We start from the raw sequence: 20,133 nt of genomic DNA on the forward strand, positions 1-20,133 counted from the left end.
TAATAATTACCTTAATAGATTAAATTTTTTAAGTTTATCCAATCGTTGATTGCTTTAATCACATCATCTACTTGAACTGGCAAATTTAGACAATCTCTAAATACTAAACCATGCAGATGATTACTCCAGCTTTTCAGCAACATTTAGTGTCTCAATTGACCTTCCGCTACAACCTTACAGAATTCAGGCGTGCATTTTAAAGAAACAAAATCTATATGGCACCGATAATTTTACAATATAACTTTAGCTGAGGTTAAGGCTAGAGTCTGTTGATATTTCAATTGAAGCCAAGTCATTGTTTAGTGTTTTTCCAGGTTTTTGCGGTGGTTTTCCTAATAAAAACAATTCAAGAGGCAGTGGACTTATTCCTAAAGAGGGTTTTTCCTCATTGTCTTCAATCCCTTCTATAAAAGCATAATAATCCAAGGGAATAGATTCAATGATTTCAGGTTCTTCATCTTCCAGTTCATCGTGATCCCATGGAATAAGCCGACCATATAAAGTACCTTCTCGAATGCTGCCTCCATAGGCAAATAAGTTTCCTTGCCAATCCGATGAAGAACAAATCATTTCGGCCCATGGGTCAACAATCAGATCGTCAACAAATAGAAATTGATGATTTAGGCCATATTGGCCAATAGAAATAGAACCTTGATATTTTGCTGCTCTTAATACAAGAGCGCCGGCATAAGCCAATTCCTGGCAATTCCCACAGCCGGTTTCAAGTGCTTTTATGGCGGCATGGGCTGGTGATGATGCGCTTCTTCGATAGGTGCGAATGGTGCGTTCTACGTCGCCGTCCTCAGGGTAACCACCAGCGTGTAAAGATAACTTAGTAGAACTTTGGGGAATTTCTGTACGAAGATAAGCCAGAAGGAATTCGGCTGCTTCTCTCGATGAAGACGTTGCCAGATCAGGTAAACCATGCAGCTTATTCATAATCCTACTTACATCATCAATTTGTTCCATATTTTACCATTATTTTGCAATAATGTCATATTGATTCTTTATAACACATGAAAAGTGAATAGAGTGTTTTCAGACGAACAATTAAGTAAAGGCGGCTTCTAGGTATTATTTATGTTCTTTATTTGGTAAAATAAACCCCCGTTTATATGCATCTTATCGTTCCGCTTATTCGGCGGCTTACGCATGACAACGGGATTTTTTTATGACACGTTATATTTTCGTTACCGGCGGGGTAGTTTCTTCTTTAGGGAAAGGCATTGCCGCCGCATCACTTGCTGCCATTCTGGAAGCACGCAATCTGAAAGTTACTCTCATTAAGCTCGATCCCTACATCAACGTTGACCCGGGCACCATGAGCCCTTTCCAGCATGGTGAAGTTTTCGTAACCCAGGATGGTGCAGAAACGGATCTTGATCTTGGTCATTATGAGCGTTTTGTACGTACGACCATGACAAAATTGAATAATTTCACTTCAGGAAAAATATACGAGAATGTCATTAAAAAAGAGCGTAGGGGCGATTACCTTGGTGGTACCGTACAAGTCATTCCGCATATTACCAATGAGATAAAGCGTTGCATTAAACTGGGCGCAGACGGTTTTGATGTAGCGATGGTAGAAATTGGCGGAACCGTTGGTGATATCGAATCTTTACCATTCCTTGAAGCAATTCGTCAAATGCGTATTGAGTTGGGAAGCCAGCGTTCATTATTTATTCATTTAACCTTAGTGCCTTATATCCCAACTTCTGGTGAAACCAAGACCAAACCAACGCAGCATTCCGTTAAAGAATTGCGCTCCATAGGAATTCAACCTGATATTCTGATATGTCGTTCCGAACAACCTTTATCCATGCATGACCGAGCAAAAATTGCGTTATTTACCAACGTAGAGAAAGACGGCGTTATCTCCTTACAAGATGCAAAAAGTATTTATCAAATACCGATGATTTTACACGCACAGAGATTGGATGAAATTGTAGTAAAAAAACTGGGCTTGGAGGTCCCAGAAGCCGATCTGTCCGAATGGCAACAAGTGATTGACGCTCAAGTCGTACAAACCACGACGGTCAAGGTGGCGATGGTCGGTAAATACACCGAACTGAATGATGCTTACAAGTCCCTTAATGAAGCATTGCTTCATGCCGGTATTCATACGCAGACTCGCGTTGAAATTGTTTATATCGATGCCGAACTCATTGAAAAGCATGGGACATCTTTATTGTCAGAAGTCGATGCCGTATTAATTCCTGGGGGATTCGGCGAGCGTGGTGTCGAAGGAAAGATACAATCCGTTCAATTTGCTCGAGAAAATAAGATTCCTTTCCTTGGTATTTGCCTTGGTATGCAAGTGGCGGTGATTGAATACGCGCGCCACATTGTTGGCTTAACAAATGCCAATTCGACTGAATTTGATAAACATACACCTTATCCGGTTATTGCATTGATTAGTGAATGGATGGAAGCAGATGGTCGTATCAATCTACGAAATGAAAACAGCGATTTGGGTGGTACCATGCGCCTTGGGGCTCAATTTTGTAAGTTGGCAGCAGATTCTTTAGCAAGGAACGTGTATGGAAAAGCACAGATTCTCGAGCGGCACCGCCATCGCTATGAAGTCAATAACTTATTTGTCGAATCATTGGTAGAACATGGATTAATCATTTCCGGACGTTCAAGTGATGAGAGTTTAGTTGAAATGATAGAACTTGCTGATCATCCATGGTTTCTGGCATGTCAGTTTCATCCTGAATTTACGTCAACACCTCGAGACAGTCATCCATTATTTAAGTCATTCGTGCTGGCAGCACGTGATCATCATCAACAACAGGAGGGCAATGCATGAGATTATGTGGTTTTGAGGTAAGTCTTGATTCTCCTTTATTTTTAATTGCAGGCCCTTGCGTGATTGAAAGTGAGGCACTTGCTATAGAAACGGCTGGTTATCTTAAGGAACTATGCGCGCAGCTTTCATTACCATTCATTTATAAATCTTCTTTTGACAAAGCGAATCGTTCGTCCATCACGAGTTATCGTGGTCCTGGATTTGAAAAAGGGTTAATGATCCTTGAGAAAGTGAAAAGTCAGATTGGAGTACCGGTATTGACGGATGTTCATGAGGATACACCATTGCTTGAAGTATCCAGTGTCGTTGATGTATTACAAACGCCCGCGTTTCTCTGCAGGCAAACCAATTTTATTCAAAAAGTTTCTGCGATGAATAAGCCAGTTAACATTAAAAAAGGACAATTTTTATCTCCTTGGGAGATGAAGCATGTCGTTACTAAAGCAAAAGCTTGCGGCAATGAGAATATTATGGTGTGTGAGCGCGGTGTGAGTTTTGGCTATAACAATTTAATCTCCGATATGCGTTCTTTGAAAATCATGCGTGAGACAGAGTGTCCTGTCGTGTATGACGCGACCCATTCAGTGCAATTACCGGGTGGCAGTAATGGCGTTTCAGGGGGGCAGCGCGAATTTATTCCGGTGTTAGCCCGTGCCGCAGTTGCTGCTGGCGTTGCTGGCCTATTTATGGAAACGCATCCTGATCCAGACAAAGCATTGAGTGATGGTCCAAACAGCTGGCCATTAGCAAATATGAGGGCGCTATTAGAAACGCTTATGGCTATTGATCATGTGTTTAAAAAAACGGGGGAAGTAATCTAAAGGGTGAGACATTTCAGTTCGTTGGCGGAGAGACAGGGATTCGAACCCTGGGAAGGTTGCCCTTCAACGGTTTTCAAGACCGCCGCAATCGACCGCTCTGCCATCTCTCCGCTGCAAATACTATCGTAATGGAATCTTGTTTGCAATGATTTTTAAAAATGATTTTTGATGATAATAATGTGCTGTATTTGCAATGGGTTGTTGTATACTAGGCTTCCTGCGAAACTTTCCACTTTTGTGTAAATCATTCATTTGGTTTTATAAGGCTGATGGCTTATTATGCTCCGGAGAGCTTTATCCAGGTTGTATAGGATGTATGTGACTACTCGTCGCCCCAGTATGATTTAAGGTATTTTTGTATGAAACAAATAAAAGTGCTGTTTGTGATTTTTTTTCTATTATCGGTCGTTGGCTGTACAAAATGGGGTGGTAGTGATGATGACGATGGTCCATTTAAAGGAATAAGTGCCAAGCAATTGTACAGTGAGTCAAAACAAGCGTTGGCTAAGGAAGAATATGAAAGTGCGATCAAGCGGCTTGAAGCATTGGAAACCATGTATCCGTTTAATGATTATGCAGAACAAGCTGAACTTGATTTAATCTATGCTTATTATAAAAAAGGTGATTATCCATCAACTGCAGCAACGGCTGAGCGTTTTATTCATCTTTACCCACGTGCGAAAAAGGTGGATTATGCTTATTATATGAAAGGCTTGGCCAATTTTCAGCAAACTCGTGGTACGTTGGCAAATGTATTCCCTATCGATGAATCCTGGCGGGATCCTGGCACGCAATCCCAGGCTTTTTCCGACTTTGCAACATTAGTTCAAAAATTTCCAGAGAGTCGATATAAAGCAAATGCTTTACAGCGCATGATTTATCTGCGAAATCTTTTTGCAAAGCGTGAGTTAAATATTGCTAATTATTATTACGTTCGTCAGATGTATGTTGCAGCGGCTGAGCGAGCCAATTATCTGATTAAAACCTATCCACAGGCACCAAGTGCCAAGCCTGCCTTATCTATTGTCTATCATGCTAATAAGGCGCTGGGATTGAAAAAAGCAGCCGATGATGCCAGGGAAGTCTATCAGGCAACTTATCACAGTAAGCTTGATGAGACAGAAACCTCGGCTTAAGCGCTTATGAGGTATTTCTTTCTTTGACCAGTTCTGAAAGAGGGCATCCTTTTTCGATTGCTTCTGCTACCCAAATTCCAACTTGATGATGTGCCTCGCGAAAAGGCACACCTTGCATGACCAGCGACTCCAAAACAGCGGTCGCATCAAGATAGCCGGAATGCGCTTTTTGATGCATTAATGCTGTATTAAACTGCAGGCTTTGTAAAAAGGGAGTGATGATCTCTAAGCATGCCATAAGGGTCTGACAGCTATCAAATAAAGCTTCCTTGTCTTCCTGCATGTCCTTATTGTAAGCAAGAGGTAAACTTTTCATAACGGTTAATAAACTAAATAAATGCCCAAAAACTCGACCAGTTTTTCCACGAATTAATTCCAATACATCCGGATTTTTCTTGTTTGGCATTAAAGAAGAGCCAGTGGCAAAAGCATCATCAAGTGTTACAAAATCAAATTCTTGGGTTGCCCACAAGATTAAATCTTCACATAAACGCGATAAATGCATCATCATGATGGTTGCTACACTACAGAATTCAATGACAAAATCCCGATCGCTGACTGCATCAAGGGTGTTTTCGATGACGCCATCAAATTCGAGCGTCTTTGCCACCCATGTACGGTCAAGAGGCAAGTTGCTACCCGCTAAAGCGCCTGCACCCAATGGTGAATAGTTCATGCGAGCGTGCCAATCTTCAAGACGGTTCTTATCACGCTTAAACATTGCCTGATAAGCCCCAAAAAAATCTCCTAAACGCACAGGCTGTGCTTGTTGTAGATGGGTGTATCCTGGCATCCAGTCTTCTTGATGTTTGCTTGCCAGAACATTAAGAGCCTCTATCAGATGATTTAATAGGGTTAGGATTTGTCTACTAATATCGCGAGTATATAGACGCAAATCCAGCGCACTCTGATCATTACGACTTCTGCCAGTATGCAATTTTTTACCGATATCACCAATTTTATTAATTAGTAATTGTTCGATGAACATATGGATGTCTTCAGCAGATTCATCGAATGGATGTCGTCCTTCCCTGATTTCTAGTCTTATTGTTTCTAATGCAGAATGAATTAATTCACTTTCTTCAGTGGTTATAATTCTTTGTCTGGCCAACATGCGGACATGCACTTGACTGCCAGTAATATCTTGTTCAAAAAGAGCTTTATCAAACGCTAACGATGCATTAAACTTAACAACAAGTGGATTTAACTTTTTTTTAAATCGTCCCCCCCAACTTTTATTAGTCATTTTTTTCTCCCTGATGTACCAGTCCATATACTTTGGCTGAAAGGGAAAAAAGATTGATAAATCCTTCAGCATCTTGCGAGTTATAACTATTATCTTCTTCAAAAGTTGCGTATTCTGGGTGATGCAAGCTGAATGGTGATTGCATGCCACAGGGGATAATATTGCCCTTGAAGAGCTTTAATTTGACGCGGCCAGTGATGTGTTGCTGCGTGACATCGATCAATGCATCCAAGGCCTGTTTTGTTTGGGAAAACCATCGTCCTTCGTACACAATGTTGGCGTAGGTTTGTTGAAGTGACTGTTTGAGATGTAATGTTGCTCGATCAAGGCATAGGCTTTCAAGCATTTGGTGGGCTTTATAAAGTACAGCCGCGGCAGGTGCTTCATAGATCCCTCTGATTTTCATGCCCACCAATCGATTTTCAATAATATCAGAAACCCCAATACCGTGCATGCCTGCTTTTTGGTTTAGCCATTTCAGTAATTCAAGTGGATCTAAAGAGTCGCCATTGACCGCAACAGGAATTCCTTTTTTAAAATCAATAGTAATTTTTTCAGGTTCATCAGGAGTTTGTTCCAGGAGCGATGTCATCAATAATAAATCAGCGGGCATTTCCGTACTGGGATCTTCTAATGTTCCACCTTCGTGTGAAATGTACCAAATATTATGATCACGTGAGTAAGGAGATTTCGGTGTTACTGAAATTTCTATCCCATGAGTTTTAGCGTAATTGATGGCTTGCTGTCGTGATCTTATTTCCCAGCTGCGCCAAGGTGCAATGATATTAAGTTGAGGGGCTAGGGTTTTAATGGTGTATTCAAAACGTACTTGATCATTGCCTTTTCCTGTCGCTCCATGCGCGATGGCATCGGCTTGTTCCGCCATGGCAATTTCAACCAGTTTTTGGGCAATTAACGGCCTTGAAATAGTGCCTAAAATATATTGTTCTTCATAAAGTGCTCCAGATTTAACTAATTGCCATAGATAATCGCATACAAATTCATGCTGTACTTCTACTAGATAGGCTTTTGTAGCTCCACTGTGCAGCGCTTTTTCCTTGATGGCAGCCAAATTTTCCTGTTGTCCCAAATCACAAATAACGGCAATAATCTCGGCCTGATTGTAATGTTGTTTCAACCAGGGGATCATGATGGAAGTATCCAGTCCACCGGAATAAGCTAATGTAATTTTTTTAATGTTCTGTTTCATAAGGCGCCTCTTGATAATACGGTTTTAAATAGGCAACGGGATCAGTTAATGCCGCTGGTTGAATGTCGGTTGTTAAACTTCCTTCTTTCAGTAGTATGATACGATCGGCAATTTGAGTCAGAAATTTCAAATCATGAGAGGCAATAATCATCGTTACTTGCATCGATTTGACGGTCTTTAATAAAGAAACGACCCCACCAATACTGGCCATATCCAGCCCGGAAGTTGGTTCATCGCAAAGCAGTAAATCCGGTTGCATCATTAAACTTCTGGCTAGGGCTACTCGTTGTTTTTGCCCTCCAGACAATTGTTGCGGATAAAGATGCGCTTTATCTTTAAGTCCTAGGGTTGTCAGCAAATCAATAGCTTTTTCACGATGATTATGATTTTTATCATGCAGTGTTGGTGCATACATTAAATTTTTCAAAACGGTCATATGCGGAAACAGTTGAAAATCTTGAAACATAAAACCACTTTTACCGGTAAATTGGATGGCTCCTGAGTCCAGTGATTCTAATTGCTGGATGCATCGTAATAGTGTTGATTTGCCGCTTCCGGATGGTCCAGCCAACCCTACAATGCTATTGGCTGCAATAACCAAATTAAGCCGATTAAGTACTAATGTTCTATCAAATTGTTTACTGGCATCAATGATTTGCAACATACCTGCCTCTTTTTTCAATTCGTTTTCCTGCGGTTTCGATCAATAAAACCAATCCATAGTAATAAGCTCCGGCGATGGTTAGTGGTAAAAAATAAGTAAATTGTTCTGCTGCTAATGCTTGAGCATGGCGCATTAAATCCATGCCACCAATTGTCGAAATTAATGCGGTTTCTTTGAGTAAGGAAATCAATTCATTCACCATGGCTGGAAAAATATTTTTCAATACTTGCGGTAAAATAATATCTTTCCATAAATAAAAGGTGGGAATCTGCAATGTTCTCGCTGCTTCAAATTGTCCTTTAGGCAAACTTTCAATCCCTGCCCGTAAAATCTCGGCAAAATAAGCGGAACTGTTTAAGCCATACGTAATAATGCCCGCAATCAGAATGCTGGGTCGAATTCCTAAAATGGCTGGAGTTGAAAAGTAAACCAGGCTTAATTGCAGAATTAAAGGAGTACCTCTCATGATGGAAATAAAGCGGTTGATCAATCGGACGGCTATGCGTTGGTAACGACAGATGGCCCATAAAATGCCGAGTATGAAGCCAATTGCAATACCGCCCGTTAATAATTGCAGCGTTAAGACGATCCCTTGACCGATAAATACTAAGCTGTGATTCAGTTCTTCCATGATGTCTCCTCCAGCCATTTTTTCTTAAGCCCGTTGACTTCACCACGCCCCATTAATTTGATTAGTGCTTGATTGATTTGCTTGGTCAAAGGAGAGCCTTTTCGCAGGGCAATGCCGTATCCATCGTCGGCTTTTGCAATGACATGATAAGATAATTCTGAATGTTTTTGACTGAATATACGGCCTTGCGCACCATCCATCACAACCACATCCACATGCCCACTTATTAAGGCTTCTATGGCCTGATTGTTGTTGTCAAAAGCAATGATATTAGCGTTTGGAACATGTTGATGCAGCCATATATCCATAACACTGCCTAATTGTGCAGCTATTTTTTTCCCAGTTAATTGACGTTGATTTTTAACAGGAGTATGGCGTTTAAAAATAGCGACCAGGTTTTCAAAATAATAAGGGGGACTAAAATCAAAATGTTTTTTTCTATCTTCGGTGATCGTAATGGTAGCAATAGCAGCATCGTCCTGCCCGGAAGCAACAGCAGTCAACACCGTACTGAATTGTAGATTATCAAATACGGCGTTTTTACCCAGTTCCTTGGCAATCAACCGCGCCAAATCAATATCAAATCCTTTTATTTCTCCATGTTCAATATATTCAAAGGGTGGGTATTCAGCAGACGTTGAGAAGTGAATGTCTTTGATGTTTTTTTCTTGTTTACATCCTATCAGTAAGGACATAGCCAAAAAAGGTATTAATCGTTTAATATATTGGCTCATTTTTGAATTTATATCCAAAATTTATCCATTATCGCAATTTACGGGGTTTATTTATTTCTGTCAAGGTTAAAGTGGATTTAGTTTCAATTTATTGGTTTTATATTCAAAATGAATTCAATAAGGCCTTTTGACTAACAGGCCTGTTAGGAGATTAGAAGTCTAACTAGGCAAGTGCTAAAAGCCTCGATTTTCTGCGCTACGGCGCTCTAAAATCAAGGCTTTTAACCTCATCTAGCGACTCTGAAGACAGCTTCTTAGATGACAAGCTCGGTTTCTGGACGTGTTTTAAGTGGTTTTTGACTTGCGGTTGCCGTGAGCAAGTCATTAATTAACGTTCTTAATTCGCCGGAAAGTAGAGTCAGAGCAGCATCTTGTTGCTGATATTCCTCCTCAAGTTGGCGAATGTCATTAAATTCATCCACCAGATAATCCAGACACTTAATACGTTTCAAAGTAAAATCATGAGTTAAAGTAAATTGGATACGTTCGTTCCATATTAATGAAATTTCAGCGGCCGCTAATCCTTGTGATAATAGGGTTAAAATTTCTTCTGCAGGTAATTCATATCCTTTGCAATTAAAGCGTTTTTTCTCATCTTCTGGTGAAAATAACAGACAATCGGCGGCTAATTGAAAAACAGGTGGCAATGTTGCAGGATGATTTATCCACTCTGCAAAACGATGAGCTAAATTTTCCTCATATTGCAGAGGTTCGATGCTTATGCCCGGAAGTGATTTACGTAATAAGGCAGTAAGTTGTGCTGCTTGATTATTACTGGCTGTATTAACAATTAGCCGTTTACTTGTGGTATCAAATAAGGCAAACATCCGTTTTTGCAGACAAAATGATTTGGGAAGTAATTCAAATTCCAGCTCTTCAGCCAGTTGGGCTTTCTCTGCACGCTTCATGGTTTTGCCTTGCTGAGATTCCCAGTTTAGAATTCGTTCAGCAAGCATTTTATTGATGACGCCCCTTGGTAAAAGCCGTTCCTCTTTTCCGAGGCAAATCAACATGGAGCCTGCAACTTCCTGAACCAGTTCATCCGCATAGGCAGGTAGCCAACCATAAATAAAGCGCGCATGTGGCGGACATGGTTTTAGAGATTCATTCGCTAAGGAAGCTGTTAAATCAAAAGGTTTGTCAAAATCGTATTGAAATAGTAATGCATTACTAAACCACATCATTAATCCCTCATGAAAAAGTGCGATGCTACCATGAATCGACAAAGGCTGCGATTCGAATTTGTGTTTAATTAAACTGATTTGATGAGGCCTCCTATAGCCTGTATAAACAGGATAAGGAGGCGCATTGAATCTTACCAAAAAGCATTAAAGGCAATAACGGTAGACATGAAGTCTGGCGCATCTTTTCCTCTTGTGGAAAACCAAACGCCAGCAATAATTCCATAGTTCGCAGAAAAATTATATTCAATGGCGGGTGCAAGACTAAGTTCTGCAATGGTATCGTGACCAATCATGAGCGGTAATCCCTGGGTATTTAAGCCTGGATTACCTCGGAACGCGGAAGCTCCCCGGGTAAAATAATAGCCTTCCATAACAACGACCCAGTTTTGAGTAAGGCTCAGCTCGCCAGCTAAATCAATACTTGTTAGATTTCCAGGTTTAACCGAGCCTCTGGTATCCATATTGCCACCGTAACTGTTATGTCCTCTGATACTTACTGGGGCGGCATATAAATAAGTTAAACTAAGACGCTGGCGAAAATAATGAGTTTGGCTAAGTAAGTTTAAGTGTTGAAAATTAAATCCAAGTGCTGTTTGATAACTTCCGATACCCGTTGCTTCTGTTCCTTGGTTGGTGGGGTTGAATCCTTCATATCGTCCAGTTGGAAAAATTTGTTGTAGAGAAATACGAAGATCAGGCCACCAAAGAGATTGTTCTTGTTTAAATATCTGGAAACCTAATGTTGCAGCAGTATCACCGATGTGTCTTCCCGTTTGTCCATGGGTGCGGTTAATGACGTACGGTAGACTAAATTGCAGATCCATACGATCAGTTAGCCCATATGAGAATAATGGGTTGATTTGAATATTTTGAGAGGAAGGTCCTTCAATTAATTTCCAGTGGCGGTCAAACATGCCGGAGTTTTCGGTGTAAAAGCCATAGGTTTCAAGGTTTACATGTCCACGAGGAATCGTTTTTCCTGATGGAGCAAGTAAAGGACCCGTAAACCAAGGATCGCTATATGCTACATCACAAATAAAAAAGAACAAGGTAACCAGACATGCTGATCCAACTCTTTTGTACATAATAACCTCTTTGATAAACCCTGAAATTTTTACTGACTTGAGCATCAATCATCCGTAGTGTAGATTAACCGACTTTTATAAAGATGAAAATAGCGATGAAACCTACCATTTATCTCCATCCTGTCAAACAAACGATTTTGCGTCGAGAGCATCCTTGGATCTTTTCCAAAGCGATTCAAAAAACAGGAAGGGGTATCTTATAACTGGTTAGCCGTATTGTTTGCTATCTTTTAACGGAACAATGATGGAAAAATAACATGCAGAACAACAAATTTGGACTTTGCATCAATCGCTTTTTAAAAAGCCGAACCTAGGAGAAAAAAATGTTGTTAGAAAAAGAGAAATCTTGTTTGTTGTTAGTGGATGTGCAAGAAAAATTAACCCCTTATGTTATAAAGCCGGATGCTTTGGTCACTCGTTGTCAATGGTTAATGCGGTTGGCCAAGACGTTAAATGTTCCATTATTGATAAGTGAGCAATATCCTCAAGGTTTAGGGCATACGGTGACGGCATTAAAAGAGTGGATGGTTTCTGGAAAGTGCATTGATAAAGTTCATTTTTCTAGCTACAGAGAACCTGCATTTGTTAAACATTGGCAAGACATTAATAAAACTCAGGCCATTATAGCAGGTATCGAGACGCATGTTTGTGTATTGCAAACGGCAATGGAGATGAACGATGCTGGTATAGATGTTTTTATTGTGGTTGATGCAGTAAGCAGTCGATATGAACTGGATCATAAATATGGTTTGAAACGAATGAAAACACAAGGTATTCATTTGATTACTGCAGAAATGGTGTTTTTTGAATGGGTCAGACAGGCAGGTACTGCCCAGTTTAAAGCACTTAGTCAATCGTTTTTACGCTCGTAATGTAACAGGGAGAATGTATGAATCTTGATAATCAAGTTGCAATTGTCACAGGTGGTGCATCCGGGATGGGCAGAGCCTGTGCCCAGCTTTTAAAACAGCGTGGCGTTCGGGTGGTTATTTGGGACCAACAGATTCAAGAAGCGTCTGAGGAAGTCATGGTATGTGATGTGAGTTCTGAACAAGCAGTAGAACGGGCATTGCAAGAGACTATCAAACATATTGGAATTCCCAGAATATGTATAAATTGTGCTGGAATTGCGCCAGCCAAACGCATGGTTGGCAAAGAGGGTGCCATGCCTTTAGAAGCATTTCGCAAAGTTATTGATGTTAATCTAATAGGAACGTTTAATGTCATGAGAGTTGTTGCTGCTGCAATGACAAAGCTGGAAACTATGGGCGATTCACAAGAGAGAGGTGTTGTTATCAATACAGCCTCTATTGCTGCTTATGAAGGTCAAATCGGACAAACTGCTTATAGCGCGTCAAAAGGAGGGGTTGTGGCGATGACCTTACCTGCAGCTCGGGAACTAGCTCAATTTGGAATTCGAGTCAATACAATTGCACCTGGCTTGATTGCAACCCCCATGCTGTTAAACATGCCTGTTGAAGTGCAGCAAAGCCTTGCTGAAACTGTACCATTTCCAAAACGATTGGGAAAACCAGAAGAGTACGCTGCTCTTGTGATTCATATTATTGAAAATTGCATGATCAATGGAGAAGTGATTCGCCTGGATGGTGCCTTACGGATGCTGCCGAAATAAGAACTGAAGTTAAATAAACTGCAAGCTTGCCATCCTCGGATTTCTCGGAGGATGGCAACTAATCAGTATTAAAGAACTTTTGTGGCAAGATCAACCTACATAATTTGCAGGGCAATGTTATGCTGGAATCAGGCCAGTTCGAGTTCTCTGGTGACTTGATGATATGCTGTTAATTTACTGGCAATTTTTGTGCTTTGAATTTGGTATCTGCCGGCAGCTATTTCTTCTTTAAGAAATTGAATTTTTGCTTGATTGATGTCTGGGGCATTAAAAATCATCGCTTTTAGTGCTGTTATTTGTTTCACGGTATCATTAAAACTGAGGCGTTTCATAAAATTCTCCAGCACCTGGCAGGATGATTTAGCATTCATTTTTTTTGCATTTAAATGATCAACTTGACTCATAGTCTCCTCCCTAATCACGTCCTTCTTGGTTATCGTCTGCACTTGAATAATCTTTAGAACTTTTTTCAAAAATAAAAATCAATGGATAGGCGGATGTGTAAATGGCTTTTTAATAGAGTATATTGTTTAGCATGCTTATATCAACCTACAAGTATTATCTGCGCTATAATTGCATCATATCTAAATGTCTTGTGCTTACTTTGATACAGAACGTTTTTATCTGAAATTTATTTTTTTTCTAATATTTGGTTGTTATGCAAAAACTGGGGCGTGAATTTTATAATCGAGATACGGTATTGGTTGCAAAAGAATTGCTGGGTAAATTGTTGGTGCACAAAACATCAGCAGTGGCACGTATTGGCCGAATTGTAGAGGTAGAAGCTTATCTTGGTCGACATGATCTGGCAGCCCACTCATCCAAAGGCATCACGAAACGTACCCAAATTATGTTTGGACCTCCAGGTTATGCCTATGTCTACTTAATCTATGGTATTCACCATTGTGTGAATGTTGTGACAGAACAGGAAGGGAATGGGTGTGCCGTGCTGTTGCGTGCGCTTGAGCCTATAGCCAATCTTGATACACGCACACAAGGCCCCGGATTATTATGCAAAGCAATGGAAATTGATAAACAATTAAATGGCCATGATCTATTAAGTGATGATTTTTTTATTGCAACGGCGAATCATGAGTCGCGCATCACTATCGTAAAAACCCCAAGAATTGGCATTGCCTATGCCAAGCATTGGGCAAAGAGGTTATTAAGATTTCACATCAAGGGAAATCCTTTTGTGTCAAGATAATACTTAAATCAATATTTACGAAAAACCCTAATCTTTGCGTTAAAAAGACATTTTGATTCAGTCATTTCGTTAGTCTAAACGTCCTCATCAACATTTTTTTGCTTAGGTCTTGAGGTTTTTTCGTCCTGTAAGCTTAAACAGGCCAAAAAAAGTAAGAGAGCCTAAAATCAATCCTATAATGAAGTAAAGAGGATCTAAGTTAAAAGTAGATAAGGCTGTAATTCCTGGACCTGGGCAATAACCAGAAAGTCCCCAGCCAATGCCGAAAATTATACTGCCAATGATAAGAGGAGCGTTAATGTTTGTTTTTTTGGGCAAATGAAACTGATTGTCAAGTTTCGGTTTATTTGATTTTAAAATCATTTGATATCCAGGGAGGGTAACGAGTAGTGCAGCACCCATGACCACAAATAAGGTAGGATCCCAATGTCCAAATACATCTAAAAAATTTAAGATTTTGTTTGGGTTAATCATATTAGAGATGGCCAGACCTAAACCAAAAATTAAACCGCATAAAAAAGCTATAAAGGAATACATTCAATACACTCCAAGAAGATGCCTAAGTATAAAAACGGTTATCATGGCTGAAATGATGAAAGTAAATGTAGCAATGATTGAACGTTTGGACAGTCTTGCAATGCCGCACACCCCATGTCCCGAAGTGCATCCTTGCCCTATTCTTGTGCCAAAACCAACACAAAAACCTCCTAAAATCAATAGAGAAATTGGATAATGGCTTCGTGGTGAAAATTGAATCATAGGGAACAAATAAAAGCCTAAACCACCGACTATTAAACCTAACAAAAAAGTAAGACGCCAAAGCTCGAATGGTTTTTTAGGGGGACAAAGACCATGAATCAAGCCACTCATCCCAGCAATACGGCCGTTGAACCATAAAAACAGAACAGTACTAAGACCAATTAAAATACCACCAATAACTCCACGAAAAGGAGTAAAAAAAGTCAGATAATCCATTCTTGATTGTCTTCAGTTGAGATTTATCCATTCTGTACTATGATGATTTTAACCGTCAATACCAATCAACAGATAATCAACTGCTGGGAGAATGGTATTAGAGTAGGTGAATTTTGTAATTGAGAAGTCACTGTGATCCATGGTGATGAATCAGTTAGAAGCTTTATCAAGAGGTTAACTTATAATGGATTCAACCAGTTTATAATTACATTGTGTTTAAAATAAGATATAATGTACAAATTATTAACAACAAAAATGCCATGGTAGAGAATGAAAGCTAAAAAAATTTCTCATTTTATTATGATGGGCGATAGTCTTTCTGACAGAGGAACATTGGATCATCGCTATCTGTTGGGTTGCATTCCCATGGCATCTTTAAGCGGATTAAGCAAGCATTCGCCAATAGGCCGTTTTACGAATGGATTGGCTTGGAGCGATTTTATCAGTGCCATGATTGCGGATGAGTTTTTAATTGAGGAAACGGAAGAGCGTGATCAAGAAGCAGGACAGCATCGAGAAGAACATGATGTTACGGATATTGCCGATGATATCATTACCAATTCTCATTCTCGCCCTAAAACGCCTGCGGATGTTCTGGAGCCCTCTGAAATCGCCGATGAAATTCTAACTGATGATCCACGCATAAAAAAATTGGTCAGGTATTCCTATTTTTTAAATGATGATCGTTTTGTTCGTTATCAGGGTCGTGATTTTGTCCGAAATTATGATGAAGGTGGCCTGACTGCTCATGATTACAGTTGGATGCCCAGTACAAGTGTCAGCCGATTTGTAAGCCGAATCATTTTATCCAAGCTGGCAACGATGCGCAATAAATTACTGGCGTATGATCGAGACCATGAATTGTCAAGAAAGCATAAAGCAGAAACCCTGGTGCTTGAATGGTCCGGAGCAAATGACTTAATTACAGTGAATGCTCATCCATCAAAGGAAGAAGTCAATCGTGCCATTAAAGATCGTATCACCAATGCAGAACAGTTAATTAAAAATGGCTATCGCCATTTTGTTTTATTTAATCTTCCTGATCTCTCGTTGACTCCACGATATCAGGCTAAAAGCCAGGAAGAGCGTGATAATGCACATGCATGCTCCTTATATTTTAATGAACAGTTAGCCAAGGCATGTAAGGAGCTGGCAGAAACTTATCCTCATTGTTCGGTAGATGTGTTTGATGTGAGCTCTTTATTTACTGAGATCTATCAACATCCCGAAGCGCATGGTTTTGATCCGGCAAAACTTAGGATACCATACACGGAATCAGCGGATTTTAAAATCAATCCTGACCGTACTTCACCGGCAAAAGGATATATGTTTTGGGATGATGTTCATCCAACGGCTGATCTGCATGCATTATTGGCTGAGCGTTTTTACGAAAAGTACAGTAAAGAATATCATTTTTTGGAACCTCAGGAAGAAGCGCTGGAAAAGGAAGAATTAGACATCAGCGAAGAGGCACTGCGGGCATCCTTTATTCGAAAATATGAAAGTAAATTACAGGCGGAACAATCCGGTTTTTTTGGCAGCTTCAGACGCAGCAATATCAATTTCAGACAAGCAAGTCTTAAAGAAATACTGGTTCATGCATTATATGGTGGAGGACATCGCACCCGTGAAGTGATCATGGAATTACAGTGGATAGATGCGGCTGGTAACCTGGATTTGAATATCCCTGTATTGAAAGAAGCAAAAGAAGCATTGGATTTTGAGCGTTCTCAACAGCGAGGCATGGCGCTTGACCATTAGGAGCAGATTATGGATGATAAAATAAGGCAGTTCTTTACTTCCGACGGTTATGCGGTTATTGGGGCATCAACCAATCGTGCAAAATATGGTAATAAAGTGTTGCGTTGTTATTTACAACAGCATAAAAAAGTGATTCCTGTGCATCCGAAAGAAACAGCGATCGAAGGGGTATCATGCGTGCAAACCATCAATGATTTACCAGATGCTGTTCACAGCATTTCAATTGTTACACCTCCTGCAATTACGGAAAAGGTAGTTGAACAGGCTATTGCTAAAGGCATAAAAAATATATGGATGCAGCCTGGAGCGGAAAGCGAAAGAGCAATTAACGACTGCGCAAAACATCATATCAATGTCATAGCCAAGGGACCATGCATATTGGCGGTGACTGGTTATAAAGACCGTTAGATATCAATCATTTTTTCATGACTCGACTGGCTTACCTTGACCATCTTAAATGGGCGCTTATTATCCTAGTATTGGCTCATCATGTGGGCATTGCTTTTGGAGGAATGGGTGAGTGGTATTATATTGTCCCACAACGACCATCCCCCATTTCTTTTTACTGGTTAACTTGGTTTCTCGCTCTCAATCAATCTTTTTTCATGGGGTTTTTCTTTTTTATTTCAGCGTTGTTTACACCCCTATCCTTTGATAAAAAAGGCCAAATTCTTTTTCTAAAAGACAAATGTCTACGCTTAATGATTCCGGCTTTAATGTTCTTCTTTATTTTTTCTCCCCTGGTGGTGGCGATGGCTTCCTTTTTTGACCACCATGCATTGAATTATGCTTTTTCTTTTGGCCCTACTTGGTTTCTTGTGACGTTATTTGCTTTTAATTTATTGTATTCTGTTTATCGGTATATCAATCTTTGTCCATCAAAATTAAACGTACGCTTGCCCTCACAAGGGTTGATTATCTTGATGGGTTTTTTAATAGGATGCATCACTTTTTTGCTAAGACTCTACTGGCCAATTGGCACTCATTGGCATGGTTTTCAATTCGGTTATTATCCCATGTATCTTTTCCTGTTTGCGACAGGTATTATTGCTGTCCGTAATGATTGGCTGAATAAGTTTAATGCAGCTTTTGCCAGGCCTTGGTATATTGGTGCGTTCATCAGCATGGGGTTTATTGGTTTTTACCTGCAATATGTCATGAAGCATGATTTAATGACTGCAGTGATGGGGGGCTTTAATTGGTATGCTTTCCTATGGACACAATGGGAAGCTTTTTCTGCGTTTAGTTTGATTATCAGTTTGCTCGCCTTAAGTCAGATCTATTTTAATAATACGAATCCGATGTTTCAGACCTTAACCAAAGCATCTTTTACCGTTTATTTGATTCACCCGCTGATTATCGTACCTATGTCTTATTATGAATATCAATGGCTGGGGTATTATGGGATTGCTGGCTGGGTGCTGACTTGTCTTTTGGCTATACCTTTGACGTTTTTACTGGCCAATTATTTTCGGAAATTACCCATCCTCAATAATATTTTATAAAACTTAAGCAACGATCCTTCCTGGGCATAAAAAATGCAATCAGCCTATGCACAAAATTCCCGAAACAGATTTTTAATGGAATCATGAGGTATCCCTAATAAAATGTTAAGAATATATGTATATAATTTACACATGTTTGTTAAAAAATACAAAGGGTCGATGTTGTCCCAAGTGAGGAGTGATATGTCAAGTTGTTTTCGTAGTGCCGTTTTTGTTTTAGTTTGTTTATTTACCATACATGCATACGCACAAAAAATGATTAAACTTGCTCCCAAAGAGTCTAAGTCTTTAACAAACCATTATGCCTGGACTTTAAATGCAACTTGCAATGTTCAGAATGATAATACCAAAAGTAAAATTCGAGTCAGTATTTTAAATAATAAAGGTAAGGTAAACGGCAGAAATTTATCCCAAGGGCAAGCTACATTTCTTATGTTAAAGAATAACGATCAAATTTCAGTGAGTGCAGAGCCAGGTACGAGAGTATACCTTGTGAATGTAGGAGCGTCTCCTGTTCAGGCGACCTGCTCAGTATAAGTTGTTCTCTTAAAGTGATATAATTTTGCCCACATGAATATAAGAAATTTAACTCTGCATCATTGTATGATCCGTATAGCGCTGAGTTTATTTATTGCATCATTCCTTGTTTTTTCGCCGACCAGTTTAGCTGCTCATCCTAAGGGGCAATCAACGTCTGATGCTGATTATCAGAAATTGATATTGCAGTATGTTAATGAGTATCGATTAAAACATCACTTGGCGCCACTGACAATGAATTCGCTTGTGTCTTTAGAAGCAAAAAAACACAGCCAAGCTATGGCAAATAAGGCGGTTCCATTTGGACATCAGTATTTTGATGCTCGTATACATCGGTTGTATAAGGACATAAAAAATTGTCATGCTGGCGCTGAAAATGTCGCTTATTACAAGCTGGACGCCAAAAAACTTGTGGACGCCTGGATAGCCAGTCCTGGGCATCGTAGAAATATTAAAGGCAATTACAATTTGACCGGTATAGGAATTGCTCACAGTAAACAAGGCTGGGCTTATTATACCCAAATTTTTTTACGTGCTGATGTGTAGTGTTTCTAAATTATCCTTTAACACATACTAAAGGCTTTAAACGGACTACCTTTTTAGCTCAGCCTGAATGATGAGCTAACTGGTTGATGGCGAAGACGATTAATTTTTTCTCCTTTTATCGTCGCGTTTAATTTAAACGGTTCAGCAATGTCTACATGAAATTCTGCAAAAAGCATGTCTTTGGTTTCAATTTGATAGATGATGGCATTCAGCCAGTCAAGAAATAAAATTTCATAATCAGGTGCATAACAAGAAATGGAAATTTCAATCGTTGGGACAATGTTATCAGGGTTGGTTATCACACCAATTAAGGCCAAGCCTCCCATTTCAAATGCATGAGCGATGGAATCACCAATCCCTCTAACGCCTATGTCGGCGCCATGAGTAAAATGTTCCCATCTATTATGAGGTTTCATCATTGCCTCGACTCATTTTTTGACGATTAT

The 20,133-nt window shown here is 39.8% G+C and carries 23 protein-coding genes and 1 tRNA gene; 11 read left to right on the plus strand and 13 right to left on the minus strand.

Annotated features, from left to right (window positions below; genetic code table 11):
- Nucleotides 1-243 precede the first annotated feature (243 nt).
- A complete protein-coding gene (locus E1O52_RS06235) occupies nt 244-939 on the minus strand; it encodes a transglutaminase-like domain-containing protein (protein WP_133127845.1) in 696 nt (231 codons plus the stop codon).
- A 232-nt stretch (nt 940-1,171) separates the two neighbouring features.
- Between E1O52_RS06235 and E1O52_RS06240 the strand changes: the two genes are divergently transcribed.
- Both E1O52_RS06240 and kdsA read left to right on the plus strand, forming a co-directional pair.
- Nucleotides 1,172-2,812, plus strand: a complete 1,641-nt coding sequence (locus E1O52_RS06240) for a CTP synthase (RefSeq protein ID WP_133127846.1) — start codon at nt 1,172-1,174, stop codon at nt 2,810-2,812.
- Nucleotides 2,809-3,633, plus strand: a complete 825-nt coding sequence (gene kdsA / locus E1O52_RS06245; protein WP_133127847.1) for a 3-deoxy-8-phosphooctulonate synthase — start codon at nt 2,809-2,811, stop codon at nt 3,631-3,633. The genes E1O52_RS06240 and kdsA overlap by 4 nt, the downstream gene beginning before the upstream one ends.
- Nucleotides 3,634-3,655: 22 nt before the next feature.
- Here kdsA and E1O52_RS06250 read toward each other — a convergent pair.
- Nucleotides 3,656-3,743, minus strand: a tRNA-Ser gene (locus tag E1O52_RS06250).
- Between the two features lie 249 nt (nt 3,744-3,992).
- Here E1O52_RS06250 and E1O52_RS06255 point away from each other — a divergent pair.
- Nucleotides 3,993-4,769: an outer membrane protein assembly factor BamD gene (locus E1O52_RS06255; RefSeq protein WP_133127848.1), complete on the plus strand. Its 777-nt coding sequence runs from the start codon at nt 3,993-3,995 to the stop codon at nt 4,767-4,769.
- A gap of 4 nt (nt 4,770-4,773) precedes the next feature.
- Here the strand turns inward: E1O52_RS06255 and argH are convergent, their stop codons facing one another.
- The 7 genes from argH to E1O52_RS06290 all read right to left on the minus strand — a co-directional run bounded on the left by argH (nt 4,774) and on the right by E1O52_RS06290 (nt 11,523).
- The gene (argH, locus tag E1O52_RS06260; protein WP_133127849.1) at nt 4,774-6,015 is read right to left on the minus strand and encodes an argininosuccinate lyase; all 1,242 of its coding nucleotides are present in this window, start codon (nt 6,013-6,015) and stop codon (nt 4,774-4,776) included.
- Complete coding sequence (locus E1O52_RS06265) at nt 6,008-7,225, minus strand: argininosuccinate synthase (RefSeq protein ID WP_133127850.1); 1,218 nt, start codon at nt 7,223-7,225, stop codon at nt 6,008-6,010. Before E1O52_RS06265 ends, argH begins: the two co-directional genes overlap by 8 nt.
- A complete protein-coding gene (locus tag E1O52_RS06270) occupies nt 7,209-7,889 on the minus strand; it encodes an ATP-binding cassette domain-containing protein (RefSeq protein ID WP_133127901.1) in 681 nt (226 codons plus the stop codon). The genes E1O52_RS06265 and E1O52_RS06270 overlap by 17 nt, the downstream gene beginning before the upstream one ends.
- The gene (locus E1O52_RS06275; protein ID WP_133127851.1) at nt 7,873-8,520 is read right to left on the minus strand and encodes an amino acid ABC transporter permease; all 648 of its coding nucleotides are present in this window, start codon (nt 8,518-8,520) and stop codon (nt 7,873-7,875) included. Before E1O52_RS06275 ends, E1O52_RS06270 begins: the two co-directional genes overlap by 17 nt.
- A complete protein-coding gene (locus tag E1O52_RS06280; protein ID WP_207384185.1) occupies nt 8,508-9,242 on the minus strand; it encodes a substrate-binding periplasmic protein in 735 nt (244 codons plus the stop codon). The genes E1O52_RS06275 and E1O52_RS06280 overlap by 13 nt, the downstream gene beginning before the upstream one ends.
- A gap of 266 nt (nt 9,243-9,508) precedes the next feature.
- On the minus strand, nt 9,509-10,435 hold the full coding sequence (locus E1O52_RS06285; protein WP_133127903.1) for a recombination-associated protein RdgC: 927 nt from the start codon (nt 10,433-10,435) through the stop codon (nt 9,509-9,511).
- A 134-nt stretch (nt 10,436-10,569) separates the two neighbouring features.
- Entirely contained in the window at nt 10,570-11,523 is a 954-nt protein-coding gene (locus tag E1O52_RS06290) for a hypothetical protein (protein WP_133127852.1), read from the minus strand.
- A gap of 323 nt (nt 11,524-11,846) precedes the next feature.
- Between E1O52_RS06290 and E1O52_RS06295 the strand changes: the two genes are divergently transcribed.
- A complete protein-coding gene (locus E1O52_RS06295; protein ID WP_133127853.1) occupies nt 11,847-12,395 on the plus strand; it encodes a hydrolase in 549 nt (182 codons plus the stop codon).
- A gap of 17 nt (nt 12,396-12,412) precedes the next feature.
- Nucleotides 12,413-13,156 carry an SDR family oxidoreductase gene (locus E1O52_RS06300; RefSeq protein WP_133127854.1) on the plus strand — a complete coding sequence of 248 codons (744 nt, stop codon included), beginning with the start codon at nt 12,413-12,415 and terminating at the stop codon, nt 13,154-13,156.
- Between the two features lie 128 nt (nt 13,157-13,284).
- Here the strand turns inward: E1O52_RS06300 and flgM are convergent, their stop codons facing one another.
- On the minus strand, nt 13,285-13,602 hold the full coding sequence (gene flgM / locus E1O52_RS06305; protein WP_165474725.1) for a flagellar biosynthesis anti-sigma factor FlgM: 318 nt from the start codon (nt 13,600-13,602) through the stop codon (nt 13,285-13,287).
- A gap of 212 nt (nt 13,603-13,814) precedes the next feature.
- Here flgM and E1O52_RS06310 point away from each other — a divergent pair, with 212 nt between their 5' ends.
- The gene (locus E1O52_RS06310) at nt 13,815-14,363 is read left to right on the plus strand and encodes a DNA-3-methyladenine glycosylase (RefSeq protein WP_133127856.1); all 549 of its coding nucleotides are present in this window, start codon (nt 13,815-13,817) and stop codon (nt 14,361-14,363) included.
- A gap of 102 nt (nt 14,364-14,465) precedes the next feature.
- Here E1O52_RS06310 and E1O52_RS06315 read toward each other — a convergent pair whose 3' ends face one another.
- Together E1O52_RS06315 and E1O52_RS06320 are read right to left on the minus strand one after the other, a co-directional pair.
- Entirely contained in the window at nt 14,466-14,900 is a 435-nt protein-coding gene (locus E1O52_RS06315) for a DUF6691 family protein (RefSeq protein WP_133127857.1), read from the minus strand.
- Complete coding sequence (locus E1O52_RS06320) at nt 14,901-15,338, minus strand: YeeE/YedE family protein (RefSeq protein WP_133127858.1); 438 nt, start codon at nt 15,336-15,338, stop codon at nt 14,901-14,903.
- A 270-nt stretch (nt 15,339-15,608) separates the two neighbouring features.
- On the opposite strand from E1O52_RS06320, the gene E1O52_RS06325 reads away from it, so the two are divergent.
- The 5 genes from E1O52_RS06325 (at nt 15,609) to E1O52_RS06345 (ending at nt 19,687) form a co-directional block, all read left to right on the plus strand.
- Nucleotides 15,609-17,099, plus strand: a complete 1,491-nt coding sequence (locus tag E1O52_RS06325) for an SGNH/GDSL hydrolase family protein (protein WP_133127859.1) — start codon at nt 15,609-15,611, stop codon at nt 17,097-17,099.
- Between the two features lie 6 nt (nt 17,100-17,105).
- A complete protein-coding gene (locus E1O52_RS06330) occupies nt 17,106-17,507 on the plus strand; it encodes a CoA-binding protein (RefSeq protein WP_133127860.1) in 402 nt (133 codons plus the stop codon).
- A 17-nt stretch (nt 17,508-17,524) separates the two neighbouring features.
- Complete coding sequence (locus E1O52_RS06335; RefSeq protein WP_133127861.1) at nt 17,525-18,604, plus strand: acyltransferase family protein; 1,080 nt, start codon at nt 17,525-17,527, stop codon at nt 18,602-18,604.
- Between the two features lie 183 nt (nt 18,605-18,787).
- The gene (locus E1O52_RS06340; RefSeq protein WP_133127862.1) at nt 18,788-19,141 is read left to right on the plus strand and encodes a hypothetical protein; all 354 of its coding nucleotides are present in this window, start codon (nt 18,788-18,790) and stop codon (nt 19,139-19,141) included.
- Between the two features lie 33 nt (nt 19,142-19,174).
- Nucleotides 19,175-19,687 (plus strand): CAP domain-containing protein, encoded by a 513-nt coding sequence (locus E1O52_RS06345; protein WP_242602183.1) that lies wholly within the window; start codon nt 19,175-19,177, stop codon nt 19,685-19,687.
- A 53-nt stretch (nt 19,688-19,740) separates the two neighbouring features.
- Here E1O52_RS06345 and E1O52_RS06350 read toward each other — a convergent pair whose 3' ends face one another.
- Nucleotides 19,741-20,106: an archease gene (locus tag E1O52_RS06350; protein ID WP_133127863.1), complete on the minus strand. Its 366-nt coding sequence runs from the start codon at nt 20,104-20,106 to the stop codon at nt 19,741-19,743.
- Between the last annotated feature and the right edge of the window lie 27 nt (nt 20,107-20,133).

Origin of the sequence: Legionella nagasakiensis, assembly GCF_900639915.1 — a bacterium.
Taxonomy (GTDB): Bacteria; Pseudomonadota; Gammaproteobacteria; order Legionellales; family Legionellaceae; genus Legionella_A; species Legionella_A nagasakiensis.

What these genes read in the sequence shown, in the direction of transcription:
- E1O52_RS06235 (WP_133127845.1), bottom strand. Translation starts at nt 939, where the DNA reads ATGAATAAGCTGCATGGTTTACCTGATCTGGCAACGTCTTCATCGAGA.
- E1O52_RS06240 (WP_133127846.1), top strand. Translation starts at nt 1,172, where the DNA reads ATGACACGTTATATTTTCGTTACCGGCGGGGTAGTTTCTTCTTTAGGG.
- kdsA (WP_133127847.1), top strand. Translation starts at nt 2,809, where the DNA reads ATGAGATTATGTGGTTTTGAGGTAAGTCTTGATTCTCCTTTATTTTTA.
- E1O52_RS06255 (WP_133127848.1), top strand. Translation starts at nt 3,993, where the DNA reads ATGAAACAAATAAAAGTGCTGTTTGTGATTTTTTTTCTATTATCGGTC.
- argH (WP_133127849.1), bottom strand. Translation starts at nt 6,015, where the DNA reads ATGACTAATAAAAGTTGGGGGGGACGATTTAAAAAAAAGTTAAATCCA.
- E1O52_RS06265 (WP_133127850.1), bottom strand. Translation starts at nt 7,225, where the DNA reads ATGAAACAGAACATTAAAAAAATTACATTAGCTTATTCCGGTGGACTG.
- E1O52_RS06270 (WP_133127901.1), bottom strand. Translation starts at nt 7,889, where the DNA reads ATGTTGCAAATCATTGATGCCAGTAAACAATTTGATAGAACATTAGTA.
- E1O52_RS06275 (WP_133127851.1), bottom strand. Translation starts at nt 8,520, where the DNA reads ATGGAAGAACTGAATCACAGCTTAGTATTTATCGGTCAAGGGATCGTC.
- E1O52_RS06285 (WP_133127903.1), bottom strand. Translation starts at nt 10,435, where the DNA reads ATGTGGTTTAGTAATGCATTACTATTTCAATACGATTTTGACAAACCT.
- E1O52_RS06290 (WP_133127852.1), bottom strand. Translation starts at nt 11,523, where the DNA reads ATGTACAAAAGAGTTGGATCAGCATGTCTGGTTACCTTGTTCTTTTTT.
- E1O52_RS06295 (WP_133127853.1), top strand. Translation starts at nt 11,847, where the DNA reads ATGTTGTTAGAAAAAGAGAAATCTTGTTTGTTGTTAGTGGATGTGCAA.
- E1O52_RS06300 (WP_133127854.1), top strand. Translation starts at nt 12,413, where the DNA reads ATGAATCTTGATAATCAAGTTGCAATTGTCACAGGTGGTGCATCCGGG.
- E1O52_RS06310 (WP_133127856.1), top strand. Translation starts at nt 13,815, where the DNA reads ATGCAAAAACTGGGGCGTGAATTTTATAATCGAGATACGGTATTGGTT.
- E1O52_RS06315 (WP_133127857.1), bottom strand. Translation starts at nt 14,900, where the DNA reads ATGTATTCCTTTATAGCTTTTTTATGCGGTTTAATTTTTGGTTTAGGT.
- E1O52_RS06320 (WP_133127858.1), bottom strand. Translation starts at nt 15,338, where the DNA reads ATGGATTATCTGACTTTTTTTACTCCTTTTCGTGGAGTTATTGGTGGT.
- E1O52_RS06325 (WP_133127859.1), top strand. Translation starts at nt 15,609, where the DNA reads ATGAAAGCTAAAAAAATTTCTCATTTTATTATGATGGGCGATAGTCTT.
- E1O52_RS06335 (WP_133127861.1), top strand. Translation starts at nt 17,525, where the DNA reads ATGACTCGACTGGCTTACCTTGACCATCTTAAATGGGCGCTTATTATC.
- E1O52_RS06340 (WP_133127862.1), top strand. Translation starts at nt 18,788, where the DNA reads ATGTCAAGTTGTTTTCGTAGTGCCGTTTTTGTTTTAGTTTGTTTATTT.
- E1O52_RS06345 (WP_242602183.1), top strand. Translation starts at nt 19,175, where the DNA reads ATGAATATAAGAAATTTAACTCTGCATCATTGTATGATCCGTATAGCG.
- E1O52_RS06350 (WP_133127863.1), bottom strand. Translation starts at nt 20,106, where the DNA reads ATGATGAAACCTCATAATAGATGGGAACATTTTACTCATGGCGCCGAC.